This is a genomic window from Duganella aceris (assembly GCF_011090165.1).
Classification (GTDB): Bacteria; Pseudomonadota; Gammaproteobacteria; order Burkholderiales; family Burkholderiaceae_D; genus Rugamonas; species Rugamonas aceris.
In genome coordinates this window covers 44,713-65,146 of sequence record NZ_JAADJT010000022.1, presented here as the reverse complement: position 1 = coordinate 65,146, position 20,434 = coordinate 44,713, and the positions used below count along the sequence as shown (strand labels likewise).

Here is a 20,434-nt window from a genome sequence, read left to right as displayed (position 1 = left end):
GAAGGCATCAACAACCGGATCAAGGTCATGAAACGCATGGCCTACGGCTATCGCGACTCTGATTTCTTCTTCATGAAGATCAAAGCCGCGTTTCCCGGTAATCCGCGATGAACCTTTTTTTTAACCCGGCACAGCGGGGTCGGACCCCGTCCGGGGTCCGACCCCAGGCTTGGCGCTGTGCGGGGTGAAAGCACGCACAAGGTTGGCATTTGGATTACGATAGCAGCTCCGCCACACAATTCCCCCACGGAGCCAGCATGCCCAAGTTCGCCGCCAACCTGTCGATGATGTACAACGAAGCGCCGTTCCTGGACCGCTTCGCCCTGGCCCACGCCGCCGGCTTCGAGGCGGTCGAGTTCCTGTTTCCCTACGCCCACGAGGCCGAGCAGATCGCCGAACGCCTGCGCCGCCACCAGCTCAAGCTGGTATTGTTCAACCTGCCCTGCGGCGACTGGAACGGCGGCGACCGCGGCATGGCCTGCGATCCGCGCCGCATCGAAGAGTTCCGCGCCGGCGTGCCGCTCGCGCTGGAATACGCGGCCGAGCTGGGCGTCACGCAACTGCACTGCATGGCCGGCAAGACGCCCGGCGGCCTGGACCCGGCGCGCGCCCGCGACACCTACCTCGACAACCTGCGCCATGCCGCCGACCTGCTGCAACCGGCCGGCATCGACCTGCTGATCGAGCCGATCAACCACTACGATATCCCCGGCTATTTCCTCAACCACAGCAAGCAGGCGCTGGACATCATCGACGAATTGGCGCGCCCCAACCTGTTCCTGCAGTACGACATCTATCACATGCAGCGCATGGAGGGCGAACTCAGCAACACGATCCGCGCCAACCTGCACAAGATCAAGCACATGCAGATCGCCGACACGCCGGGCCGCCACGAGCCGGGCACCGGCGAGATCAACTACCGCCACCTGTTCGCCTTCATCGACGCCATCGGCTACGACGGCTGGCTCGGCTGCGAGTACGTGCCGGCCGGCGACACCAACGCCGGCCTCGGCTGGCGCGAGCAACTGACGTCGGCGTAGTCTGCGTATTCGCAACACGGCAACATTCACCACCGGCAACAATAGCCCGACACACTGCGGAGCGCCCAATGAAACTGCCTCGTCTCTTGTTGATCCTGTTCCTGGCCGCCCTGCTCGCCGGCTGCGCCGGCAGCACGCCGCGCATGGCCGAGGTGCGCGAGTTCGCCGCCCAGTCTCCCAAACTGAACGCGTATAACGAGTTGACCGAGCGCTATTGCAGCACCTATCCGCGCGAGCAACCATTCCTGTCGGCCGCCGCCGACCAGCGCGAAAAAGTGCTCGACGCCGAGCGCCAGGACGCCTGCCGCGACTTCCTCAAGCTGCAAGCCGGGGTGCAGGCCTATATGCAGGTGCTGGGCACGCTGGCCGGCGACCAGCAATACGACCTCAACGATCAGATCAAGGAGATCGGCACCGGCATCAAGGCCTGGCCCGACACCGGCTTGCTCGACCGCCACGTCAACGCCTACGCCGGCCTGGCGCGGCTGGTGTCGCGCGCCTTCACCCGGCCGATGCAGGAAAACGCCGTCGACGACCTGATGCGCGACGGCGCGCAGCCGGTGCAGGAGGTGCTGGACGCGATGCGCACGCTGCTGCGGCTGTACGACAAGAGCAACGACAACGAACAGCGCATCGTGCTCGGCATGCTGGAGACGGAGATCCCGTTCGTCGACGCCGAGCGCAACCGGCTGCTGCTGGCACTGGCCAAGTCGCAACAGCAGAGCAAGACCGCCGAGTACCGCCTGTTCGGCCTGCGCTATACGCTGGCGCGCAAGAACCTGGACGCCATCGAGCGCAGCCATCGCGCCCTCGCCGCCCAGATCCCGCAATCCAAGTAAGCAGGAGCCGCCATGGCGAAGCCGCTACACGAAAACGATATCGAGGCGCTGGCCGACAACCTGTCCGCCTGCGCCGACGCCTTGCACGCGCGCCTGATGCGCGCCATCCGCCGGCCGCCGCCGGGGGCGCCGCCGGGCGCGCCGGAACCGGGTATTTCGCAGGGCGTGGCGCAGGCGCTGTTCGAGAACGAAGTGGCGCTGCGCCAGCGCGCCAACGGGCTATACTTGGAAGCCGCCGCGCTGGCCGCCGCCGGCCTCGGCGGCCAGCAGCAACGGCTGCTGGACCTGACCGCGCGCGCGCGGGAAAAAATCGACAAGATCGACCGCATCAAGGACCTGGTCACGTTGGCCGCCGAGCTGCTGTCGGTGGGTGCGGCGATCGCCGGCGGCAAGCCGGAACAGATCGTCAAACCGCTGGAAAACCTCAAGCATCATATCGAAACGCTGTAGCACTGAATCGACGCGGCGACGAACAAACACCGGCCGCGCCGGTCCAATGCCGTAAGGAGCATGCGGCATGAACGGACTGGATGACATCCAATGGCAAGCCTTGCAGACTCGGCTGGAAGGCGCGCGCGCCGCACTGCTGAGCCAACTCGCGGACGACCTGGACCGCGACGCCGACGTGCGCGCGCCGCCGCCGCACGAGGCCGAAGCGTCGCCGGCCGACAACGCCAGCCAGCGCACGCTCAACGAGCTGGTGCACGAGACCGCCGAGCACAGCGCGCACCAGCTGGGCCTGGTGCGCCACGCGCTGGCCAAGTTCGCCGACGGCAGTTATGGATTGTGTGAAAATTGTGGTGGAGACATCGGCTACTCGCGCCTGAACGCGCGGCCGGAAGCGCGCCTGTGCATCGTCTGCCAGACGCGGGCGGAACAAAAGCGCCGCTAGCGCGCTTCAGTCGTTGTTGAGCCAGGGCTGGCTGCGGATCTTGGCCACCTGGCGCTGCGCCATCAGGCGCCACAATTGCAGCGCGTCCGCCTGCTTCAGCGCGCTCATCAGGCGAGGATGGGCCAGCGCGATTTCGCAATCGCGGTCCGACCACTCGGCGAACCGCGCCGCGCCGTCGCCCGAGACTTCCAGCTCGTACATCAAGCCGTCGTCATAACCGAAACGCAACACCGCGCTGCCCGGGCCGCCGTCGGGACCGGCGACCTTGCCGCTGTAGACGTCGGCCAGCGCGGCCGCCATCTGCGCCTCGGACGGCGCGCTGACATCGCGTCCGTCCGGACGGGTGAGCACTACCCATGCCTGTGTCATTGCGCATCCCCCTGGAAAGCGGCGTTGGTGCGACGGGTGCCTGGTTTTTAATTGTAGCAACCAATCATACCGAATATTGCCGCTGGCGCAGGGATAGTCTCGGATAAGCAACAGCGTCCGGCCAAATGGGGGAGTACCAGGGGAGACGTCAGGCCGGGACCGGCAGCGAGTTGGGGTTGAAGTCGCGCCAGTCGCCGCCGCTGATGCTGCCGTCGGCGCGTTCGATATCGTGCGCGTCCAGGCCCCGCAACAGCGCCAGCGCCTGCTGTTCCTGCTCGGGTCCGTTCACCGCGACGGCGATCATCATGCCGGACTTGCGCGGCTGGTGCACATTGCTGCCATCCTCGTCGGCTTCGCCCCGGTCCTTCATCTTGTTCAGGCTGTAGAGCGAACCGACGTGGGCGCCGACCAGCGCCCCCACCACCGGACCGAGCGGCCCGGCCACCGCGATCGCCGCGCTGCCGACCACCGCGCCGGCCACGGCGCCGGCGGCCCCGCCCTGCACCACGCCTTCGTCGCTCTCCTTGGCGCCGGGGGATTTGTCATGGTCGCCGCCCAGCTCATGCAGGTCGTGCTGGCCCGGCGGATTGACATAAAAGGAACTGATGCGCTCGGCCGCGAAGCCGGCGCCGAGCAGCGCCAGGCGCGCATCGGCGATTTCGTCCTGCAACTGGAAATGGCCCGCAATAATTGTCGTCATTGTGTTCTCCTGTGCCTTGTGGCGTTATCAACAGTTTGCCCGGCGCCGACCGCCTGTTCCGTGCGCACCTGCACACTTGGCCGTATAATCAACCGATAGTATTTACGGTCAGCAAGCTTCCATAACGATAGGAACTCCTGATGGACCCGGTTGACGACGCCGTTGCGGAACTGCTGCTCTACCAGCCCCTGGTGGACCTGCGCAATGGCGCGGTGGCCAGCCTGGAGGCCGTCGTGCGGCAGCCGCACGGCGCCGCCGGCGAGCAGCTGTTGCGCCGCACCTGCCTCGACCGCCGGCTGTGGGATGGCGGCGTCCTGGCCGGCGCCGAGGTCCAGGTCGCGATCAACGTGGGCGCGCAACAATTGCACGATCCCGCTTTCGGCCCGGCGGTGGCGGCGCTGCTGGAACAACACGGCCTCGACCCGCGCGCGCTGACGCTGGAACTGACCGAGGCCACGCTGCTGAAGGACGCCGCCGCCAGCGACGCCGCGCTGGATTTCTTCAAGCGCATCGGCACCTGCCTGGTGCTGGACCAGTTCGGCACGGGCCCGGCCTCGCTGGCCAACCTGCGCCGCTTCCCCTTCGACTTCATCAAGATCGACGCCCGCTTCGTGCGCGAAGCCGTGGTCAACCACAGCGCCGGCGCGCTGACCAAGGCCATCATCGCGATGGCGCACAACATGGGCATCCGGGTGGTGGCCGAGGGCGTGGACACCGAAGCGCAGTGCGCCTTCCTGCGCGAGCACCTGTGCGACCTGATCCAGGGCGACTTCTACGCGCCGCCGCTGCCGCCGGCCGAGGTCGGCGAGCTGCTGCGCGCCGACCGCCGGCTGGCGCCGCACCTGCTGCGCACCCAGACCAGGCACCGCAGCCTGCTGCTGGTCGACGACGAAGCCAACATCCTGTCGGCGCTGAAGCGCCTGCTGCGGCCGGACGGCTACGAGATCCGCACCGCCGCCAGCGGCGAGGAAGGACTGGAACTGCTGGCCCAGCATTCCTTCGACGTGATCGTCTCCGACCAGCGCATGCCCGGCATGGACGGCGCCGACTTCCTGCGCCAGGCGCGCAACCTGCGCCCCGACACGATCCGCATCATGCTGTCCGGCTACACCGAGCTGCAATCGGTGACCGACGCCGTCAACGAAGGCGCGATCTTCAAATTCCTCACCAAGCCGTGGAACGACGAGCAGCTGCGCCACCATCTGGCCGAGGCGTTCCGCCTGAAGGAAATCGCCGACGACAACGAGCGCCTGAACATGGAGGTGCGCACCGCCAACCACGAGCTGGCCAGCGCCAACCGCCGCATGGAGCAGCTGCTGCATCACATGCAGCGCCAGATCCATCGCGATGAGATCAGCCTCAACATCGCGCGCGAGATCCTGCAACACCTACCGCTGCCGGTGATCGGCATGGACGAGGACGGCATGATCGCCTTCATCAACGCCGCCGCCGGCCGGGTGCTGCGGCGCAGCGGCGCCTTGCTGGGCAACGACGCCGGCAGCGCGCTGCCGGAGCTGTTCCCGGCCGCCGGCATCACGCTGCCGCCGCTCGGCCACCAGGCCAGCATCGACGGCCTGCGCTACGCGGTGACCGTGTATCCGATGGGCGAACGCTCCGCCGCGCGCGGCAGTCTGATCACGCTGAGCCGCTGCGAGGAGGACGCATGAGCCATGTCGCCATCGACGAGATCGTGCGCCGCATCCGCGACCTGCCCTCGCTGCCGGCGGTGGTGGCCGAACTGCTGTCGAGCATGGAGGACGACGACATCGACCTGCAGCAGCTGGCGCGCAAGATTTCGCTGGACCAGGCGCTGACCGCCAAGACGCTGCGGCTGGCCAATTCCTCGTTCTATGGCATGCAGTCGAAGGTGACCAACATCCAGCAGGCGATGTCGGTGCTGGGCTTTCACAGCGTGCGCACCCTGGTGACGGCCTGCGGCGTGATCGGCGGCGTGCCGGCGGTGCCGGGCATGCAGCTGGACTTCAACGCCTTCTGGCGCCATTCGATCGCCACCGCCGTGTGGGCGCGCGCGCTGGCGCGCCGGCTGCGCCAGAGTCCGGACACCGCCTTCACCGCCGGCCTGCTGCACAACGTCGGCAAGCTGGTGCTGGCGACCCGCTTCCCGGACGAGTACGCCGAGGTGCAAAACTGGCGGCGCGAGCACGGCGGCAGCACCGCCGAAGCGCAGTTGCAAGTGTTCGGCGTCGACGACACCCAGGCCGGCAGCGCGCTGGCCGCCCACTGGAAGTTCCCGCCGGCGATCCAGGACGCCATCGGCCAGCACCGCCGCCCCGCCGCCACCGGCCTGGCGCAGTCGGTGTACCTGGCCAACCTGCTGGCCGTGCCGGCCGAGGCCGGCGACGACAGCGACGAGGCGCGCGAGCAAGCCTGGAGCGTGCTGGCCGTCGACGACGATGAACGCATTGAAATCACCGCAAACTGCGATCTGGTGTTCAACGAGATGTGCCAGATCCTGGTCGGCTAAGGAGAACCGATGAAATTGCCGTCCCAATCCGAAGTGGCGCTGTCCGAATTTTTCGATGGCCATCCGGTGGCCACCTTCGCCGTCAACCGCCACCACGTCATCACGCACTGGAACAAGGCCTGCGAGCAGCTGCTGGGCTGGAGCAGCGCGGCGATGGTCGGCACGCAGAACCACTGGCAACCGTTCTATCACAAGCAGCGGCCGCTGTTGTCGGACCTGATCGTCGACAACGACGACAACATCGCCGACCATTACCCGGGCCATAGCTATTGCTCGACCCTGATCCCCGGCGCCTACGAATCGGAGGACTTCTTTCCCAACATCGGCGTCAGCGGCCATTGGCTGCACTTCACCGCCGCGCCGCTGCGCGACGGCGCCGGCAACGTGGTCGGCGCGATCGAGACGCTGCGCGACGTCACCGAGCGCCGCGTCGCCGAGAATTCGTTGCGCAAGGCGCACGACAACCTGGAACACATCGTCGAGAAACGCACCGCCCAGCTGGCCGACGCCAACGACCGGCTGGAGGACGACATCCGCCAGCTGACCGAACTGAACGATTTGCTGTCGATGGCGCAGCAGCAGCTGGTGCAGGCCGAGAAGATGGCCTCGATCGGCCAGCTGGCGGCCGGCGTGGCGCACGAGATCAACAACCCGATCGGCTATATCTTTTCCAACGTCGGCACGCTGGAAAAATACCTGAGCCAGCTGTTTTCCATGCTCGGCGCCTACCAGGAGGCGGAAGCCAGCATCGGCCAGCCGGCCGTGCTGGCGCAGCTGCGCGCGATGCGCCAGCGGCTCGACCTGGATTTCCTGCGCGAAGACATTCCGGCGCTGATGAAGGAATCGATGGAGGGCATCGTCCGCGTGCGCCACATCGTCGAAGACCTGAAGGATTTCTCGCGCCAGGACGCCGGTCAGGAATGGAGCCGCGCCGACCTGCACCAGGGTATCGATTCCACCCTCAACATCGTCGGCAACGAGGTCAAGTACCGCGCCGACGTGGTCAAGGAATACGGCGCCATCCCGCAGATCGAATGCCTGCCGCTGCAGATCAACCAGGTGGTGATGAACCTGGTGGTCAACGCCGCCCAGTCGATGGGGCCGGAACGCGGCAGGATCACCGTGCGCACCGGGCTGGACAGCCCGCAGACGGTGTATCTCGAAGTCGAGGACACCGGCACCGGCATCGCGCCGGACGCGCTGTCGCGCATCTTCGATCCGTTTTTCACCACCAAGGCGGTCGGCAAGGGCACCGGGCTGGGGCTGTCGCTGGCCTACGGCATCGTGCAGAAGCACGGCGGCCGCATCGATGTCGATACCGAACTGGGCCGGGGTACGCGCTTCCGCGTGCTGCTGCCGGTCCGCCACAAGGAGCAACCATGAGCCGCATCATGCTGGTCGATGACGAACCCAATATGCTGAGCGCGCTGCAACGCGCGCTGCGCCAGAGCGAAACGCTGGCCGGCGCCCAGATCGAAAGCTTTTCCAATCCGTTCGACGCGCTGAACCGCATTTGCGTCTGCGAGTTCGATCTGGTGGTGTCGGATTTCATGATGCCGGAGATGACCGGCGGCGACTTCCTGCAGGCGCTGCGCGACGTGGCGCCGCTGACGGTGCGCATCATGCTCAGCGCCTCGAACGATTTCAAGACCGCGATGGCTGCCATCAACGACGCCAATGTGTTCCGGTTTATTCAAAAGCCGTGGCAACAGGCGGAGCTGGAGCAGTGCATCCAGCTCGGCTTGCAGGAGCGCGCGCGGCTGCTGGTGGAACTGGGCCGGGGGCCGGACGGCGCGGTGGCGGCGACGCCGCAGGAGCTGGAAGCGCAGCGGCTGGAGCAGGAGGAACCGGGGCTGCTGGACGTCAAGCGCGCGGCCGACGGTTCGATCATCTTGTAGCTTACCAGCCGCCGGTGAAGGCGTACGAGGCCGGGGCCTGCGGCTCGGGCGGCGGCAACGGCGCCGCCATCCATGCGCGCGGATCGACGCGATAATATTTGAGGAATTCCGCGAACAGCTCGGCGTGGTGCTCGGCCATCTGGTACGGCTTTTCAAAGAAGGTCTCGGTGGCGACGGCGAAGAACTCGGCCGGATTGGTGGCGCCGTAGTGGTCCATCACCGTGTGCTGGCGGTACATGGCGTGCATGCGCAGGTTCTGATAGTCGCGCGACAGCACTTCCGACCATTCGCGGTAGCTGGCGGGATTGCCCAGGTACGGGGCGCCATTGGCGCGGCCGGATTCGCTGTCGAGCTGGTGCGCGAACTCGTGCAGCACGATGTTGTGGCCGTCGGTCCAGTCGCCGGCGCCCTGCTGCACGTCGTCCCAGGACAGCACCACGCGGCCGTCGTCCCAGGATTCGCCCAGCATGCTCTGGTGGCCGGGCGTGATCACGCCGCCGGGACCGACGTCGTGCCGGCGCGCCACGAAGGCGCTCGGGTAGACCAGGATGGTGTGCAAGGCCGGGTAGACTTTGCTGGGCCGGTTCAACAGCAGCAGGCAGGCCTGGCCGGCGATGGTGACCGCCATTTCATCGGTGACCTCCAGCCCTTCGCAGCCGACGAACTTCTTTTGATGCAGGAATTGCACCACCAGCCGCCGCAATTGCTGTTGCAGCTCGGGCGACATGCGGCGGTAGACCGGGATGCTGCGTTGCAGGACCGCTTCGGCTTCGGCCGGCAAAGGCCGGGCCAGTACCCGTTGCAGGCGCCAGTGCGGGTAATAAAAAGGCAGCGCTATCGCCAGCGCCGTCAGGCCGATCCAGATCAAAGCTTCCATGTTGCCGCAGGTCCGTGTGATGTCCAGTGCTGGCTAAGTGGGGCGGTCCAACTATATTTCAATGCGCCAATAGAAAAACAGCCGGCGCAGTATGCACTGCCCGGCTGTCGATGCTACCACTACGGTGGTGTTTTATTCGGCTTTTTGCTGCGACGGCGCCATGCCGAACAGCGCGGCGACCAGCGGGTCGCGCATCACCGGGCCGCGATTGACGCGGATCGCATAGTGGGTGTCGTCGGCCAGGATGTGGAAGTGACGACCGCTGCCGGCCATGGCTTGTTCGCGGATGCCGGGACGTTCCTTGCGCGGCGGCGCGCCTTCGCGTTTCGGCTGGACGATCGCGGCCAGGAAGGCGGCGACGCGCTCCGGGTCGGGGGTCAGCTGGTAGACGGCCTTGCCCAGATAGGTGGCGGTGCCTTCGACATAGCGGGCCAGCTCGATCACGCCGGCTTCGCGCAGGTCGCGGATGTATTTGCGGGCGCCGGATGGCGAAAATTTCAGGAACCAGGCGATTTCGTCGGCCAGCATCTCGTGCAGCGACAGTTCGCCGATCAGCTTTTGCATGTTTTCAATGCGGCGCAACGTGGCCGAAGTCGAACGCACGCGTTCGATCGAGGCCATCGACAAGGCCGGTTTGCGATCCAGAGGGGCAGGCGCCGGACGCTCCACCAACATCAGCTTGGCTGTGGTGGCTTGCATTTCAGGCGAGGCTTTCATCTCGTTCTGGACCAGCTTTTGAGGTTGTCTGACAGCATGCATTTGATCACTCCTTAATAACAATTGCCGAGATTGGTGTGGCGTTGAATGAAGGATGCCGGTTTGCGGCGTCACAGTCTGTGCGGCAACGAACATTAGTGATGCATCTATTCGCCTAAAGATGGGACATGGAAAATGCGGATAAGTTTCAGGAAATGTGGCGGATTTGATACAGCACAAACTTAGGTGCGGTAGCGAACGGAAGGAATGTGACATCCCCCCTAATCTTCGGTCCAACAGCGGTGTTATGACATCGTTGGCCTAGAAACATATTTTTAATATTCGGGAGCTTACCTGTGAATAAAACTAAGAAAATCGCCTTCGCCGTAGCAGCCCTCTGCGCGTCGTTCTCCGCCCTGGCTCAGGATGCGGTCATCAATCCATCGTGGTACATCCAGCCTAGCGTCAACGCCATGCGTCCTGATTCGGACTTCGGCGTCGACAAGACCGGCTACGGCGGCGGTTTGAAATTCGGTAAGGCCATGAATGAAAACTGGGACATGCAGATCGGCACCACCTATGGCCGCTCCCGTGAAAACGGCCAGCGCTACCAGCAAAACACTTTCGGTGTGGATGGCTTGTACCTGTTCTCGCGTAAATCGTTCCGTCCATTCATCCTGGTCGGCGCTGGTGTCGAGCGCGACAAGACCAACCTGAACCTGACCGGCGAAACCCGCAAGAACTCCGGCTACGTCAGCGCCGGCTTCGGTTTCCAGGCCGACCTGAGCGAACGCGTCGCCCTGCAAGTCGATCTGCGCGATGTGCACGGCTTCCTGCGTGACGATGTCTTCCCATCCAGCAAGAGCAACAACTACTACGCCACCGTCGGCCTGAACATCGCCTTCAACGCGCCACCGCGTCCAGCGCCACCGGCACCGCCGCCTGCGCCGGAAGCCGTGCAGCCGCCACCACCGCCACCAGCACCGCTGCCACCACCGCCACCACCACCGGCACGCTTTGAAAAAGTGACGATGTCGGCGACCGAGCTGTTCACGTTCAACAGCGCCAAGCTGAACCCGAACCAGCCTAAGCTGGACGACATCGCCAATGTGCTGAGCACCAACCCAAGCATCAGCGGCGTCGTCATCACCGGTCACGCCGACCGCATCGGCAGCGACAAGTACAACCAGAAGCTGTCGGAACAGCGCGCCGCTTCGGTCAAGGCTTACCTGGTCGGCAAAGGTATCGCGGCTGACCGTCTGAACGCTGAAGGCAAAGGCGAAACCATGCCTGTGGTCGAGTGCAACGACAAGAAACGTGTCGACCTGATCAAGTGCCTGGAACCTAACCGTCGCGTCGAGGTGGAACAGATCACCATCGAACGCCGCGTACAGTAACAGCGGCACGCCGCGCGGCTCCGGTCGCGCGGCTGTTCAATCGATGAAGGCAAACATAGGTTCGGTGCTGAAATGCACCGTCTCCGAATGGTTTGAGCACCGCGCCGGTAGTATGGGCGCGGCGTTGGCGTTTTATACGCTGTTTTCGCTGGCGCCGATCATCGTGCTGGTGCTCGCCATCGCCGGCTGGTTCTACGGACCGCAGGCGGCCCAGGGCGAACTGTTCACGCAGCTGCGCGGCCTGGTCGGCGCACAGGGCGCGGAAGCGATCCAGCTGGTGCTGGCCGGCGCCCGCAACAAGGAGGAAGGCCGCTTGGCCACCGTGATCGCCGGCGGCTTGCTGCTGTTCGGCGCCACCACCGTGTTCGCCGAGCTCAAGGCCAGCCTGGACGCAATCTGGCAAGTCCCTCCCCTGACCAAAGGCACGGCCTGGGACGCGGTCCGCACCCGTCTGCTGTCGTTCGGCATGGTGCTGGTGCTGGCGTTTCTATTGATGGTGTCGCTGGTGGTCAGCGCCGCGCTGGCGCTGCTGGAAAAGTATTGGGGCAGCCTGTGGAAGGACGCCGGCATGGTGCTGACGGGGCTGAACCTGGCCATCAGTTTCGTCGTGATCGGCGCGCTGTTCGGCGTGATCTTCAAGATGCTGCCGCGGGTGAAGCTGTCGTGGCACGACGTCACCATCGGGGCATTGGGCACGGCGGCGTTGTTCACGTTGGGCAAATACGCGATCGGCGTGTATATCGGCAACAGCGGCGTCGCTAGCAGCTTCGGCGCCGCCGGCTCGCTGATCGCCCTGCTGCTGTGGGTGTACTACTCGGCGCAGATCTTCTTCCTCGGCGCCGAGTTCGCGCGCCAGTACGCGCTGCAGCTGGGCAGTTTGAAGGCCAGGCCTTCTACTCGCCCAGCAGCTCCGCCACCACCTCCATCCCCTCGACGCGTTCCGCCACCACTTTGACGATGACGATCATCGGCACGCCCAGCAGCAAGCCCCAAATTCCCCACAACCATCCCCAGAACAACAGGCTGACGAACACCGCCGCCGGATTCATGCGCGCGAAGCGGCCCGTCATCCAGGTCGCGATGACGGTGCCGACCAGCGTGGCGATGCCGAGCGAGGTGCCCATCACCAACAAGCTCATCTTCACCGATTCGAATTGCAGGAAGGCGACGATGCCGGTCGCGACCATGATCAGCAAGGGACCGAAGTAAGGCATCAGGTGCAGCAGCCCGGCCACGATGGCCCAGGCGCCGGCGTTCTCCAGGCCGATCCAGCGCAGCGCCACCCACATCAGCAAGGCCAGCATGACGTTGGTCGACAGCAGCATCAGCATGTATTTCTGGATCGAGGTGTTGATGTCGTCCAGGATGTGCACCGTGATCTTCTTCTTGCTCAACGACGGCCCGGTCAGCTTGACCAGCTTGCGCTTGAAGGTGTCGCCCGACAGCAGCAGGAAAAACACCAGGAAGATCACCATCGTCGACTGGCTGAGGAAGGTCATCACGCCGCGCGAGCCGGCCCAGACCCAGTCCATCACCGGCAACGTGTCCGGCGCGCTGGCGGTCGCCACCGCCCTGCGCGCGGCGCGCCGTTCCTGGGCGCTGGTAGTGGCCTGCTGCAGTTCGGTGGCGACGTCCTGGATCCGTTGCAGCGCGCTCGGCCCGCCACCATGCAGACGTTCCGACAGCAGCCGCGACAGCTTGTGCCCGGCGCTCGGCAGTTCGTCGACGATGGATTGGAATTCGCCCTGCACCTTGTCGATGGTCAGCACCGAGCCGCCGAGGATGGCGATGGTGACCAGCGTGGCGCCGAGTACGCGCGGCACGCGCCATCGCTCCAGCCAGCAGACGATGGGACTGAGGGTATAAGTGATCAGGATGCCGAGCAACAGCGGCACCAGGAAGTCGCGCGACCATTGCAGCGCATAGACGAAGGCCACGGTGGCGATGACGCCCAGCGCCAGGCCGCGCGCGTTGACGTGGAGCGGAATGCGGGGCAATTCGCGGGGAGGGTCGAGTGGAAGCTCGCGCGCGGTGTCGCGCAATACGTCGGCTTCGGCACTGACCGCCTGTGCATTAGTTCGGGGAAGATCGACAGGCTGATTCATGATGGCTCACAAAAAAAAATGCCGGCGCGGCACGCTCGATGAGCATGGCGCGCCGGCTAGGGGGAAGGACCGCTTACTTGACGTGCAGGTCGTTCTTGACAGCAGTCACGCCTTTGACGCCGCGCGCCACTTCGCCGGCCTTGGCGATGTCGCCAGGCTGGGCGACGAAGCCGCTCAGTTGCACGGTGCCTTTGAAGGTTTCGACATTGATTTCGGTCGTTTTCAGGCTAGGCTCGTTGAAGATGCTGGCCTTTACTTTGGTGGTGATGACGGAATCGTCGACATACTCGCCGGTGCCTTCTTTCGAAGAGGTCGAAGCGCAGCCAGCGGTGGCCAGCAGCGATACGGTGAACAGGGCAGTAGCGATTTTATGTGCGATTTTCATGGCGATTCTCCTTGGGGTATGTAACAAATGAGTTTGTCAGCCAGCGGGACGTTGCGACGTCTCTGCTACCGATGTAGACGTTTTACGCCTGTTGCCGCATTACCTCTGTACGTTAGCGTACACACGGGGAATTTCATGTCAAAACGCCACGCCGCGTATGAGTGCGCAAGCGCACAGACCTTGCCCATCACGAAGTTTATTCTGGACTCACACTATTTCAGGAGGACATCATCATGAAACGCTCCACTACCTTGGCAGCAGCAGTCCTGGCCGGCGTCGCCGTGCTCAGTGGTTGCGCCAGCACTAATCAGCCACAACAGCAAATCGGTTATATGAATCAGGATTCGGCCAGCTACGGCAGCATTGAATCGATCCAGGTGGTGCAGGCCAAGTCCGGCACCAGCGGCGTCGGCGCGGTCACCGGTGGTCTGGTCGGCGCCCTGCTGGGTAACCAGGTCGGCTCGGGCAGCGGCCGTACCGCCGCCACCGTGGCCGGCGCCGTCGGCGGCGCCGTGGTCGGCAACAAGGTTGAAGACAATCGCAACCAGCCGGCGCAGCAATACCAGATCAGCGTACGCATGGATAACGGCGACTACCGCATCGTCAACCAGGACAGCGTCTACGACCTGCGCGTGGGCAACCGCGTGCGCCTGGTCGACGGCCGCCTGTATCGCTACTAACACCGGCCTCACGCCGGCGCGGGACCAGTAAAAACATTTATAACACCACGGGAGAAAAAATATGGGCACCATCATTCTGATTATTCTGGTTCTGGCGCTGATCGGCGCATTGCCAACCTGGCCGCACAGCCGCAGCTGGGGCTACGCGCCCAGCGGCATCACCGGCCTGATCGTCGTGATCCTGCTGATCATGCTGCTGACCGGCCGCTTATAACCGGGAGCACGCCATGACGCATCGCCTCGTACTCGGCGTGATGTTGTCCTGCGCGGCGCTTGCCGCGCAAGCGCAGGACACCACGCCACAGCAGAACGTCCAGTTGCAGCAGCAGGAAATCGCCAAGGGCGATCCGGCCCGCTGGCATCAGGAAGACACGACCGCGTCGGCGCAGATGCGCACGCTGCGCAAGGAGATCGGCGCCGCGCTGGCTGAAGCCAGACTGGCCTGCAAGAAAGGCCCCGCCAGCGAACGCGGCGGATGCCTGAAGGAAGCGCAGGACACCTATCAGCGCGACCTTGCCAACGCGCCGCAGATCGTGGCGCAAAGCCATTAAGCCCAGCGGGCCGCCGAATCAGGCGGCCCGTTCTTATTCCGGGCTCAGTTCCAGTGCCTCCAGCGGACAAATGGCGCATGTCGATCGTGTTGCGATGCGCGATGCCATGCCAGAATTGGCGCAGCCGGGACAAACGTGTTTAGTGGGGATTGCCGGCCAGGATGGCGGCTTGATAAGCTCCCAACTCGCCCTCTCCCTGCAAGACCAGCACGATGCTGAGTCCGGCGGGATTGAGCGGATTGGGAGCGGTGCTCAAGGCGTGTCGTCCGGTTCCGATGAAGGCTTGCGCCGCATCAGCCAGGCGACGCCGATCCCCGCCACCAGCGCGATGCCGATGACCGGTTTGATCAAGCGCCTGCGCACGATGAACGAACCCACCGTCATCGCGTACGGCAGCAGGGACTTGACGTTGAATCCACTCAGCGCCGAACCCAGCGCGCCCGGCTGCACCAGGCCGCCGATGCGTGCGCGCGCCATGCCGACCGCATGATCGACCGCGCCGTGGAACAGCGCGTCCGGATGCAGCGCATGGGCGACCAGCGCCTTCGAGTGCACCACCTTGATGCGATACAGCTCGCCTTCGCGTATCAGCCGCTGTTTCTCGGCGTCGAACGCGAGGGCTTCGTTTTGCTTGCTCATCGCCTCTCCTTACAACAGCATGTCGCGGTCGGACTTGAGTTCCGCCATGGTCGCCGGCATGGTCAGCTTGCCGCCACGGATCAGGCCGCGCGCGTACAGCACCAGCGCGACGGCGATCAGCAGGAACACGCCGGTGATGATCGGCAGGATGACCCAGCCGATCACCGTCCAGGCCAGCCAGACGATCGTGACCGTCGCGTAGATCAGCGCGAGGCTGCCCACGGCGATGGCCAGCGCGAACACCAGCACCAGTTGCAGCAGGTGATTACGCACCTCCGACAACTCCAGCGCGGCCAACTCCAGCCGCGACAGCAGCAAGCCGAGCGCGTTGCGGGTCACCAGGCCCAGCGAGGCGATCAAGCCCGGCGGACGGTTCCCTTCGTCAGCGTGCGCCACGATGGATTACTTGCGGCCGATGATCACGCCGATCAGCAGGCCGATGGCGGCCGCGCCGGCGATCGAGCGCCATGGGTTTTCCTTGACGTATTCATCGGCGTGCTTGGCCGCTTCCTTGCCGGCGGCGACCGCGCTGATCTGGGCTTCGTGGGCCTTGGCCAGTGCGGTGTCGAGGGCGCGCATGCCGCGGCCGCGCAGTTCTTCGGCTTTTTCACCGGTCAGCGCGGTGGCGGCGGTAAACAATGCCTGGGCATCTTTCACCAGAGTTTTCACGTCGTTATTCACGGTGCTAATGTTTTGTTCCAGCATGATGAAGCTCCTGTTTTGGTTGTGGTGTGAAAACTGTACAGCAATTCGGTCGACAGCGGCTCCGCCTTAAGCAAGCAGGTCACGCATATCGTCCGCGTGCTCTTCTTCGACCGCCATGATCTTGATCAACAAGTGGCGCGTCGTCGGATCGGTGTCGCCGATCTTTTCGATCATCTGGCGGTATGACTCGATGGCGACCCGCTCCGCGATCAGATTGGCCTTGACCATCGATTGCACGTCCTCCGAAGCATCATACTCGGCATGACTACGTGCGAGCAATGTTGCCGGATTAAAATCAGGTTGTCCATTCAATTGGACAATCCGCTCGGCCAGCCAGTCGGCGTGCTCCTGCTCCTGTTGCGCGTGCTCCAGGAATTCGGCCTTGATCGGGCCGTTTTGCAGACCGCTGACGGTGTAGTAGTGGCGCTTGTAGCGCAGCACGCAGACCAGTTCGGTGGCCAGCGCGCCGTTCAGCATGTCGACGACCGCCGCGCGGTCGCCCTGGTAGCCGGCGGTGACCGGACCGTCCTGCAGATTGCGGGCGGCTTCGCGGATGGCATTGGTGTCGATACCTGCCGGATGGGTGGGATTAGATTCAGCCATGATAGTCCTTCCTGGTGTGAGATTAACGACGGTTGGCGATCGGTGCGCCGTTTTGCGACAGCACGATCTCGACGCGGCGGTTCAGCTGGCGGCTGCCGGCGTCGGTGTTGGCGGCGACCGGGTAGGCTTCGCCGTAGCCGCGGGTGGCGATCTTGTCGCTTTTCACGCCCAGGCCGATCAGCGCGTTACGCACCGATTCCGCACGGCGCTGCGACAGCTCCATGTTGTGCGCCGAGGTACCGGTGCTGTCGGTGAACCCTTCGATCAGCACGGCGCTTTGCGGTTCCTGCAGCAGCACGTCGGCCATTTTTTGCGCGGTGCGCATGCCTTCGGCGCTCAGTTCGGCACGGTCGACGTTGAACAGTACATCGCTCAGCGTGATCACCAGGCCACGGTCGGTTTGCTTGGCTTGCAGGTCGTTCAGCTGCTGTTGCAGCGCGGCGCTCTTGGCTTGCTCGTCGCGCGCAGAGTTCGTGGCGGCTTCGGCTTGCAGGCGGGCGGCGTCGGCCTGGGCCTTGGCTTCCTCGGCGCTCATGCGCGCCTTGTCGGCGGCGCTGCGGGCCTGGTTGGCTTCAGCGGTGCGGGCTTCCAGGCGAATCTCGTCGCGCTGGCGGCCGGCGTTGGCGACATCAGCCTCGGCTTGCTTCTGCTTGGCGATTTCCTGCGCGGTGGCGATCTTTTGCTTGGCGATGTACGCCAGCTTGTCGATATCGTTCAGGCTTTCTTTTTTCGCGGCGGCGGCGTTGGCGCGGTCCAGCGCATCGGCGGCGGCCTTGAATTCCACCGGCGCGCTGGCGGCGACGCGCGGGTTCGACTGCGCGGCGGCGAAGTCGCCGCGCGCCTGGTCCAGCGTGCTGGTGGTGGTCGGGGTGGTGCTGCAAGCCGCGAAGAAGACGGACATCGCGAACACGGTAGGGATCAGGTGCAGTTTTTTCATGATGGAATCTCCGGATTATTGTTGGGTGGTGCTGTTGGCGCGGTTCAGCTCTTCGCGCAGCAGGCGGATGTTCTGTTGCAGCTCGTCGGCGGCGCTGGTGGCCTTGGCGGAGTTAGCCTTGCTTTGCGCCAGCTGGGCGTCGGCCGAAGCCTGCGTCGCCAGATCCTGGGCGGTCTTGTAATCCTTGGCGGCCAGCGCCTGGTTGGCGCGCATCAGTTTCTCGCGGGCCGACTGCATTTCAGCCGGCGCCAGATCGGCGGCGCCGGCGCTGGTGGCGTTTGCCACGGCGGCGCGGGACACGGCCACATCGGCGGTCGCAGGCGCTTTGTCGCTGGCGCAAGCGGCCAGGCCCAACAGCGCAACGGCGCCGCATAACATTTGAACGCGTTTCGTGGTCATCATTATTGTTCTCCTTGATTAATTTGATCGGACAGATAACGTTATAGACTTTTGCGCATTGTCTTTCAGTACGGTGCCGCACACTAAAACGCTGCGCTGCGGCCCGAACGGAGTGTGTAGAATGGTGCAACTAACTAGAAGAAAAAGATGCGTCCATGTCCCTGCCCCGCCGCTCCCGTATCGCCCTCGCCATCGCCGGCGCGCTGGTCGCCGTGCCCGTCATCGCGCTGGTCGCGCTGGCCAGCGTCGACTGGAACCGCGCCCGTCCCTGGCTCAACGACAAGATCGGCGCCGCCATCGACCGGCCGTTCGAGATCCGCGGCGCGCTGTCGCTGACCTGGGGCCGGCAAGGCAGCGGCGACGCCGACCGCACCTGGCGCGACTACCTGCCGCTGCCGTACCTGATCGCCAGGGATGTGCACATCGGTAATCCGAACGGCATGCGGGCGCCGACGGAAATGGCCAGCGTCGGCCAGTTCGCCTTCGCGGTCGATCCGCTGGGGCTGCTGCGCAACCGGATCACGGTGCCGGTGCTGCGCTTCGACCGCCCGGCGCTGCTGCTGCAGCGCGACGCCGACGGCAAGAACAACTGGACCTTCAAGCGGGCCGACAAGCCGTCGCTGTGGCAGCTCGACGTGCAGCGGGTGGTGTTCGCCAAAGGCACGGTGCGCTATATCGACGCCATGACCCATGTCGACGCCAGCGCCGAGGTCGACACCATCAACGGCGACCGCGACTACGGCGTGTCGTGGAAGCTGCGCGGCAAGTGGAACGCGCAGGACGTCAGCGGCGGCGGCAAGGCCGGCGCGGTGCTGGCCTTGCGCGAGCAGACCGCGCCGTTCCCGCTCAGCGCCGAGCTCGACGTCGGCGGCACCCGCATCAGCATCGTCGGCACGCTGACCCGGCCGGCCGCGCTGACCGTGCTCGACATGCGGCTCAAACTGTCCGGACCCAGCATGGAGCGGCTGTACGGCCTGACCGGCGTGCTGCTGCCGGAGACGCCGCCGTTCAGCACCGAAGGCCATCTGACCGGCAGCATCGGCGCCGCCGGCGGCCATTGGATCTACGACCAGTTCACCGGCCGCGTCGGCAGCAGCGACATCGCCGGCAAGCTCGACTACAACTCCGCCAGGCCGCGCCCGCTGCTGACCGGCGCGGTACATTCGACGCTGTTGCAGGTGGCCGACCTCGGGCCGCTGATCGGCGCCGACTCCAAGGCCAGCCGCAAGGCGCGCGGCGCCGAGGAAGTCCAGCCGGGCAACAAGGTGCTGCCGGTGGAAACCTTCCGCACCGAGCGTTGGACCGCGCTCGACGCCGACGTCGGCTTCAAGGCGCAGCGCATCACGCGCGAGCGCGACCTGCCGATCCACAACCTCGACACCCGGATCCACATGCAGGACGGCGTGCTGTCGCTGACGCCGATGGACTTCGACATCGCCGGCGGCCGCTTCACCTCCAACGTCATGCTCGACGGCAGCGGCAAGGTCAACGCCCACGCCATCCGCGCCGAACTGAAGGCCGGCGCGCGCCATCTGCAGCTCAAGCAGCTGTTCCCCAAGTTCGACGGCATGCAGGCCACGGTGGGCGAAGTCAACGCCGACGTCTCGCTGTCGGCCACCGGCAACTCGGTGGCCGGGCTGCTGGGCTCGTCCAACGGCGAGCTCAAGGGCGTGATCAACGAAGGCAGCGTCAGCAAGCTGTTGCTGGAGGAGATGGGCTTGAACATCGGCAGCGTGGTGCTGACCAAGGTGATCGGCGACAAGCAGGTCAAGCTGAACTGCATGGTCACCGACTTCGCCGTCAGCAACGGCTTGATGCGCTCGCGGCTGTTCGTGGTCGACACCTCGGAAGCGCGGATCGACATCGCCGGCACGGTCAATCTCGGCAACGAGAAACTGGACCTGACCTTGAAGCCGGACGCCAAGAGCATGCGGGTGATCTCGCTGCGTTCGCCGATCTATGTGCGCGGCAGCTTCAAGGATCCCGACGTCAGCATCGACAAGGGCATGATGGCGCTGCGCGCCGGCGGCGCGCTGGCGTTGGCGGTGGTGGCGCCGATCGCCGCCATCCTGCCGCTGGTCAACACCGCCGGCGAGGACGGCAGCGGCTGCAAGGCCTTGCTGGCGCAGGCCGGCGGCAAGCCGGTGGCACCTGCTCCCAAGTAAGATTTCTTCTAGGTGCGGTGGCGAACGGAATCGGCGCGCGGTGTGACGTACTCTGGATCCATTGGTGAAGGC

At 64.9% G+C, this 20,434-nt stretch carries 27 protein-coding genes; 15 read left to right on the top strand and 12 right to left on the bottom strand.

Annotation, left to right across the window (positions count from 1 at the left end):
* The 5 genes from GW587_RS30030 to GW587_RS30010 form a co-directional block, all read left to right on the top strand.
* The coding region (locus GW587_RS30030; protein ID WP_166108579.1) for a transposase at nt 1-111 on the top strand (111 nt) is incomplete at its 5' end.
* Between the two features lie 146 nt (nt 112-257).
* Entirely contained in the window at nt 258-1,040 is a 783-nt protein-coding gene (otnI, locus tag GW587_RS30025; protein WP_166108578.1) for a 2-oxo-tetronate isomerase, read from the top strand.
* A 68-nt stretch (nt 1,041-1,108) separates the two neighbouring features.
* Nucleotides 1,109-1,879, top strand: a complete 771-nt coding sequence (locus GW587_RS30020; RefSeq protein WP_166108577.1) for a hypothetical protein — start codon at nt 1,109-1,111, stop codon at nt 1,877-1,879.
* 12 nt (nt 1,880-1,891) lie between these two features.
* A complete protein-coding gene (locus GW587_RS30015) occupies nt 1,892-2,329 on the top strand; it encodes a hypothetical protein (protein WP_166108576.1) in 438 nt (145 codons plus the stop codon).
* A 67-nt stretch (nt 2,330-2,396) separates the two neighbouring features.
* Complete coding sequence (locus GW587_RS30010) at nt 2,397-2,771, top strand: TraR/DksA family transcriptional regulator (protein ID WP_166108575.1); 375 nt, start codon at nt 2,397-2,399, stop codon at nt 2,769-2,771.
* Nucleotides 2,772-2,777: 6 nt separating this feature from the next.
* On the opposite strand, the gene GW587_RS30005 is transcribed toward GW587_RS30010, so the two are convergent.
* Together GW587_RS30005 and GW587_RS30000 are read right to left on the bottom strand one after the other, a co-directional pair.
* Nucleotides 2,778-3,140: a hypothetical protein gene (locus GW587_RS30005; protein WP_166108574.1), complete on the bottom strand. Its 363-nt coding sequence runs from the start codon at nt 3,138-3,140 to the stop codon at nt 2,778-2,780.
* A gap of 148 nt (nt 3,141-3,288) precedes the next feature.
* The gene (locus GW587_RS30000) at nt 3,289-3,840 is read right to left on the bottom strand and encodes a glycine zipper domain-containing protein (RefSeq protein WP_166108573.1); all 552 of its coding nucleotides are present in this window, start codon (nt 3,838-3,840) and stop codon (nt 3,289-3,291) included.
* A 140-nt stretch (nt 3,841-3,980) separates the two neighbouring features.
* Here GW587_RS30000 and GW587_RS29995 point away from each other — a divergent pair, with 140 nt between their 5' ends.
* From GW587_RS29995 to GW587_RS29980, 4 genes are read left to right on the top strand one after another with little or no spacing between them, the layout of a single operon-like run.
* On the top strand, nt 3,981-5,507 hold the full coding sequence (locus tag GW587_RS29995) for an EAL domain-containing protein (protein ID WP_166108572.1): 1,527 nt from the start codon (nt 3,981-3,983) through the stop codon (nt 5,505-5,507).
* A complete protein-coding gene (locus GW587_RS29990) occupies nt 5,504-6,325 on the top strand; it encodes an HDOD domain-containing protein (protein ID WP_166108571.1) in 822 nt (273 codons plus the stop codon). The genes GW587_RS29995 and GW587_RS29990 overlap by 4 nt, the downstream gene beginning before the upstream one ends.
* A 9-nt stretch (nt 6,326-6,334) precedes the next feature.
* The gene (locus tag GW587_RS29985; RefSeq protein ID WP_166108570.1) at nt 6,335-7,708 is read left to right on the top strand and encodes an ATP-binding protein; all 1,374 of its coding nucleotides are present in this window, start codon (nt 6,335-6,337) and stop codon (nt 7,706-7,708) included.
* Nucleotides 7,705-8,223 carry a response regulator gene (locus GW587_RS29980; protein ID WP_166108569.1) on the top strand — a complete coding sequence of 173 codons (519 nt, stop codon included), beginning with the start codon at nt 7,705-7,707 and terminating at the stop codon, nt 8,221-8,223. The genes GW587_RS29985 and GW587_RS29980 overlap by 4 nt, the downstream gene beginning before the upstream one ends.
* Nucleotide 8,224: 1 nt before the next feature.
* Here GW587_RS29980 and GW587_RS29975 read toward each other — a convergent pair whose 3' ends face one another.
* Together GW587_RS29975 and GW587_RS29970 are read right to left on the bottom strand one after the other, a co-directional pair.
* Nucleotides 8,225-9,100, bottom strand: a complete 876-nt coding sequence (locus GW587_RS29975; protein ID WP_166108568.1) for a M90 family metallopeptidase — start codon at nt 9,098-9,100, stop codon at nt 8,225-8,227.
* 132 nt (nt 9,101-9,232) lie between these two features.
* Nucleotides 9,233-9,817 carry a winged helix-turn-helix domain-containing protein gene (locus GW587_RS29970; RefSeq protein ID WP_166108584.1) on the bottom strand — a complete coding sequence of 195 codons (585 nt, stop codon included), beginning with the start codon at nt 9,815-9,817 and terminating at the stop codon, nt 9,233-9,235.
* 335 nt (nt 9,818-10,152) lie between these two features.
* Between GW587_RS29970 and GW587_RS29965 the strand changes: the two genes are divergently transcribed.
* Nucleotides 10,153-11,193, top strand: a complete 1,041-nt coding sequence (locus tag GW587_RS29965) for an OmpA family protein (protein ID WP_166108567.1) — start codon at nt 10,153-10,155, stop codon at nt 11,191-11,193.
* Between the two features lie 43 nt (nt 11,194-11,236).
* A complete protein-coding gene (locus tag GW587_RS29960) occupies nt 11,237-12,148 on the top strand; it encodes a YihY/virulence factor BrkB family protein (protein ID WP_166108566.1) in 912 nt (303 codons plus the stop codon).
* Here GW587_RS29960 and GW587_RS29955 read toward each other — a convergent pair.
* Together GW587_RS29955 and GW587_RS29950 are read right to left on the bottom strand one after the other, a co-directional pair.
* A complete protein-coding gene (locus tag GW587_RS29955; protein ID WP_166108565.1) occupies nt 12,087-13,298 on the bottom strand; it encodes an AI-2E family transporter in 1,212 nt (403 codons plus the stop codon). The two genes, GW587_RS29960 and GW587_RS29955, sit on opposite strands and share 62 nt — an antisense overlap.
* 73 nt (nt 13,299-13,371) lie before the next feature.
* A complete protein-coding gene (locus GW587_RS29950; RefSeq protein WP_166108564.1) occupies nt 13,372-13,683 on the bottom strand; it encodes a BON domain-containing protein in 312 nt (103 codons plus the stop codon).
* Nucleotides 13,684-13,916: 233 nt separating this feature from the next.
* Here GW587_RS29950 and GW587_RS29945 point away from each other — a divergent pair, with 233 nt between their 5' ends.
* The 3 genes from GW587_RS29945 to GW587_RS29935 all read left to right on the top strand — a co-directional run bounded on the left by GW587_RS29945 (nt 13,917) and on the right by GW587_RS29935 (nt 14,914).
* Complete coding sequence (locus GW587_RS29945; RefSeq protein ID WP_166108563.1) at nt 13,917-14,363, top strand: outer membrane lipoprotein; 447 nt, start codon at nt 13,917-13,919, stop codon at nt 14,361-14,363.
* A gap of 61 nt (nt 14,364-14,424) precedes the next feature.
* Entirely contained in the window at nt 14,425-14,577 is a 153-nt protein-coding gene (locus tag GW587_RS29940; RefSeq protein WP_008446884.1) for a DUF3309 domain-containing protein, read from the top strand.
* A 13-nt stretch (nt 14,578-14,590) separates the two neighbouring features.
* Nucleotides 14,591-14,914, top strand: coding sequence for a hypothetical protein (locus tag GW587_RS29935; protein WP_166108562.1), 324 nt, complete (start codon nt 14,591-14,593; stop codon nt 14,912-14,914).
* 252 nt (nt 14,915-15,166) lie between these two features.
* Here GW587_RS29935 and GW587_RS29930 read toward each other — a convergent pair whose 3' ends face one another.
* From GW587_RS29930 to GW587_RS29905, 6 genes are all read right to left on the bottom strand, one after another.
* The gene (locus GW587_RS29930) at nt 15,167-15,553 is read right to left on the bottom strand and encodes a hypothetical protein (protein WP_166108561.1); all 387 of its coding nucleotides are present in this window, start codon (nt 15,551-15,553) and stop codon (nt 15,167-15,169) included.
* 9 nt (nt 15,554-15,562) lie between these two features.
* Complete coding sequence (locus GW587_RS29925; protein ID WP_166108560.1) at nt 15,563-15,949, bottom strand: phage holin family protein; 387 nt, start codon at nt 15,947-15,949, stop codon at nt 15,563-15,565.
* Nucleotides 15,950-15,955: 6 nt separating this feature from the next.
* Nucleotides 15,956-16,258, bottom strand: a complete 303-nt coding sequence (locus GW587_RS29920) for an ElaB/YgaM/YqjD family protein (RefSeq protein WP_166108559.1) — start codon at nt 16,256-16,258, stop codon at nt 15,956-15,958.
* A gap of 66 nt (nt 16,259-16,324) precedes the next feature.
* Nucleotides 16,325-16,861 carry a ferritin-like domain-containing protein gene (locus GW587_RS29915; protein WP_166108558.1) on the bottom strand — a complete coding sequence of 179 codons (537 nt, stop codon included), beginning with the start codon at nt 16,859-16,861 and terminating at the stop codon, nt 16,325-16,327.
* A 22-nt stretch (nt 16,862-16,883) separates the two neighbouring features.
* Nucleotides 16,884-17,798: an OmpA family protein gene (locus GW587_RS29910; RefSeq protein WP_229259727.1), complete on the bottom strand. Its 915-nt coding sequence runs from the start codon at nt 17,796-17,798 to the stop codon at nt 16,884-16,886.
* Nucleotides 17,799-17,813: 15 nt separating this feature from the next.
* Nucleotides 17,814-18,197, bottom strand: a complete 384-nt coding sequence (locus GW587_RS29905; RefSeq protein ID WP_371875666.1) for a DUF4398 domain-containing protein — start codon at nt 18,195-18,197, stop codon at nt 17,814-17,816.
* Between the two features lie 155 nt (nt 18,198-18,352).
* Here GW587_RS29905 and GW587_RS29900 point away from each other — a divergent pair, with 155 nt between their 5' ends.
* Nucleotides 18,353-20,362: an AsmA family protein gene (locus GW587_RS29900; RefSeq protein ID WP_166108556.1), complete on the top strand. Its 2,010-nt coding sequence runs from the start codon at nt 18,353-18,355 to the stop codon at nt 20,360-20,362.
* The last annotated feature ends 72 nt before the right edge of the window (nt 20,363-20,434 follow it).

What these genes read in the sequence shown, in the direction of transcription:
- otnI (WP_166108578.1), top strand. Translation starts at nt 258, where the DNA reads ATGCCCAAGTTCGCCGCCAACCTGTCGATGATGTACAACGAAGCGCCG.
- GW587_RS30020 (WP_166108577.1), top strand. Translation starts at nt 1,109, where the DNA reads ATGAAACTGCCTCGTCTCTTGTTGATCCTGTTCCTGGCCGCCCTGCTC.
- GW587_RS30015 (WP_166108576.1), top strand. Translation starts at nt 1,892, where the DNA reads ATGGCGAAGCCGCTACACGAAAACGATATCGAGGCGCTGGCCGACAAC.
- GW587_RS30010 (WP_166108575.1), top strand. Translation starts at nt 2,397, where the DNA reads ATGAACGGACTGGATGACATCCAATGGCAAGCCTTGCAGACTCGGCTG.
- GW587_RS30005 (WP_166108574.1), bottom strand. Translation starts at nt 3,140, where the DNA reads ATGACACAGGCATGGGTAGTGCTCACCCGTCCGGACGGACGCGATGTC.
- GW587_RS30000 (WP_166108573.1), bottom strand. Translation starts at nt 3,840, where the DNA reads ATGACGACAATTATTGCGGGCCATTTCCAGTTGCAGGACGAAATCGCC.
- GW587_RS29995 (WP_166108572.1), top strand. Translation starts at nt 3,981, where the DNA reads ATGGACCCGGTTGACGACGCCGTTGCGGAACTGCTGCTCTACCAGCCC.
- GW587_RS29990 (WP_166108571.1), top strand. Translation starts at nt 5,504, where the DNA reads ATGAGCCATGTCGCCATCGACGAGATCGTGCGCCGCATCCGCGACCTG.
- GW587_RS29985 (WP_166108570.1), top strand. Translation starts at nt 6,335, where the DNA reads ATGAAATTGCCGTCCCAATCCGAAGTGGCGCTGTCCGAATTTTTCGAT.
- GW587_RS29980 (WP_166108569.1), top strand. Translation starts at nt 7,705, where the DNA reads ATGAGCCGCATCATGCTGGTCGATGACGAACCCAATATGCTGAGCGCG.
- GW587_RS29975 (WP_166108568.1), bottom strand. Translation starts at nt 9,100, where the DNA reads ATGGAAGCTTTGATCTGGATCGGCCTGACGGCGCTGGCGATAGCGCTG.
- GW587_RS29970 (WP_166108584.1), bottom strand. Translation starts at nt 9,817, where the DNA reads ATGAAAGCCTCGCCTGAAATGCAAGCCACCACAGCCAAGCTGATGTTG.
- GW587_RS29960 (WP_166108566.1), top strand. Translation starts at nt 11,237, where the DNA reads ATGAAGGCAAACATAGGTTCGGTGCTGAAATGCACCGTCTCCGAATGG.
- GW587_RS29955 (WP_166108565.1), bottom strand. Translation starts at nt 13,298, where the DNA reads ATGAATCAGCCTGTCGATCTTCCCCGAACTAATGCACAGGCGGTCAGT.
- GW587_RS29950 (WP_166108564.1), bottom strand. Translation starts at nt 13,683, where the DNA reads ATGAAAATCGCACATAAAATCGCTACTGCCCTGTTCACCGTATCGCTG.
- GW587_RS29945 (WP_166108563.1), top strand. Translation starts at nt 13,917, where the DNA reads ATGAAACGCTCCACTACCTTGGCAGCAGCAGTCCTGGCCGGCGTCGCC.
- GW587_RS29940 (WP_008446884.1), top strand. Translation starts at nt 14,425, where the DNA reads ATGGGCACCATCATTCTGATTATTCTGGTTCTGGCGCTGATCGGCGCA.
- GW587_RS29935 (WP_166108562.1), top strand. Translation starts at nt 14,591, where the DNA reads ATGACGCATCGCCTCGTACTCGGCGTGATGTTGTCCTGCGCGGCGCTT.
- GW587_RS29930 (WP_166108561.1), bottom strand. Translation starts at nt 15,553, where the DNA reads ATGAGCAAGCAAAACGAAGCCCTCGCGTTCGACGCCGAGAAACAGCGG.
- GW587_RS29920 (WP_166108559.1), bottom strand. Translation starts at nt 16,258, where the DNA reads ATGCTGGAACAAAACATTAGCACCGTGAATAACGACGTGAAAACTCTG.
- GW587_RS29915 (WP_166108558.1), bottom strand. Translation starts at nt 16,861, where the DNA reads ATGGCTGAATCTAATCCCACCCATCCGGCAGGTATCGACACCAATGCC.
- GW587_RS29910 (WP_229259727.1), bottom strand. Translation starts at nt 17,798, where the DNA reads ATGAAAAAACTGCACCTGATCCCTACCGTGTTCGCGATGTCCGTCTTC.
- GW587_RS29905 (WP_371875666.1), bottom strand. Translation starts at nt 18,197, where the DNA reads ATGACCACGAAACGCGTTCAAATGTTATGCGGCGCCGTTGCGCTGTTG.
- GW587_RS29900 (WP_166108556.1), top strand. Translation starts at nt 18,353, where the DNA reads ATGTCCCTGCCCCGCCGCTCCCGTATCGCCCTCGCCATCGCCGGCGCG.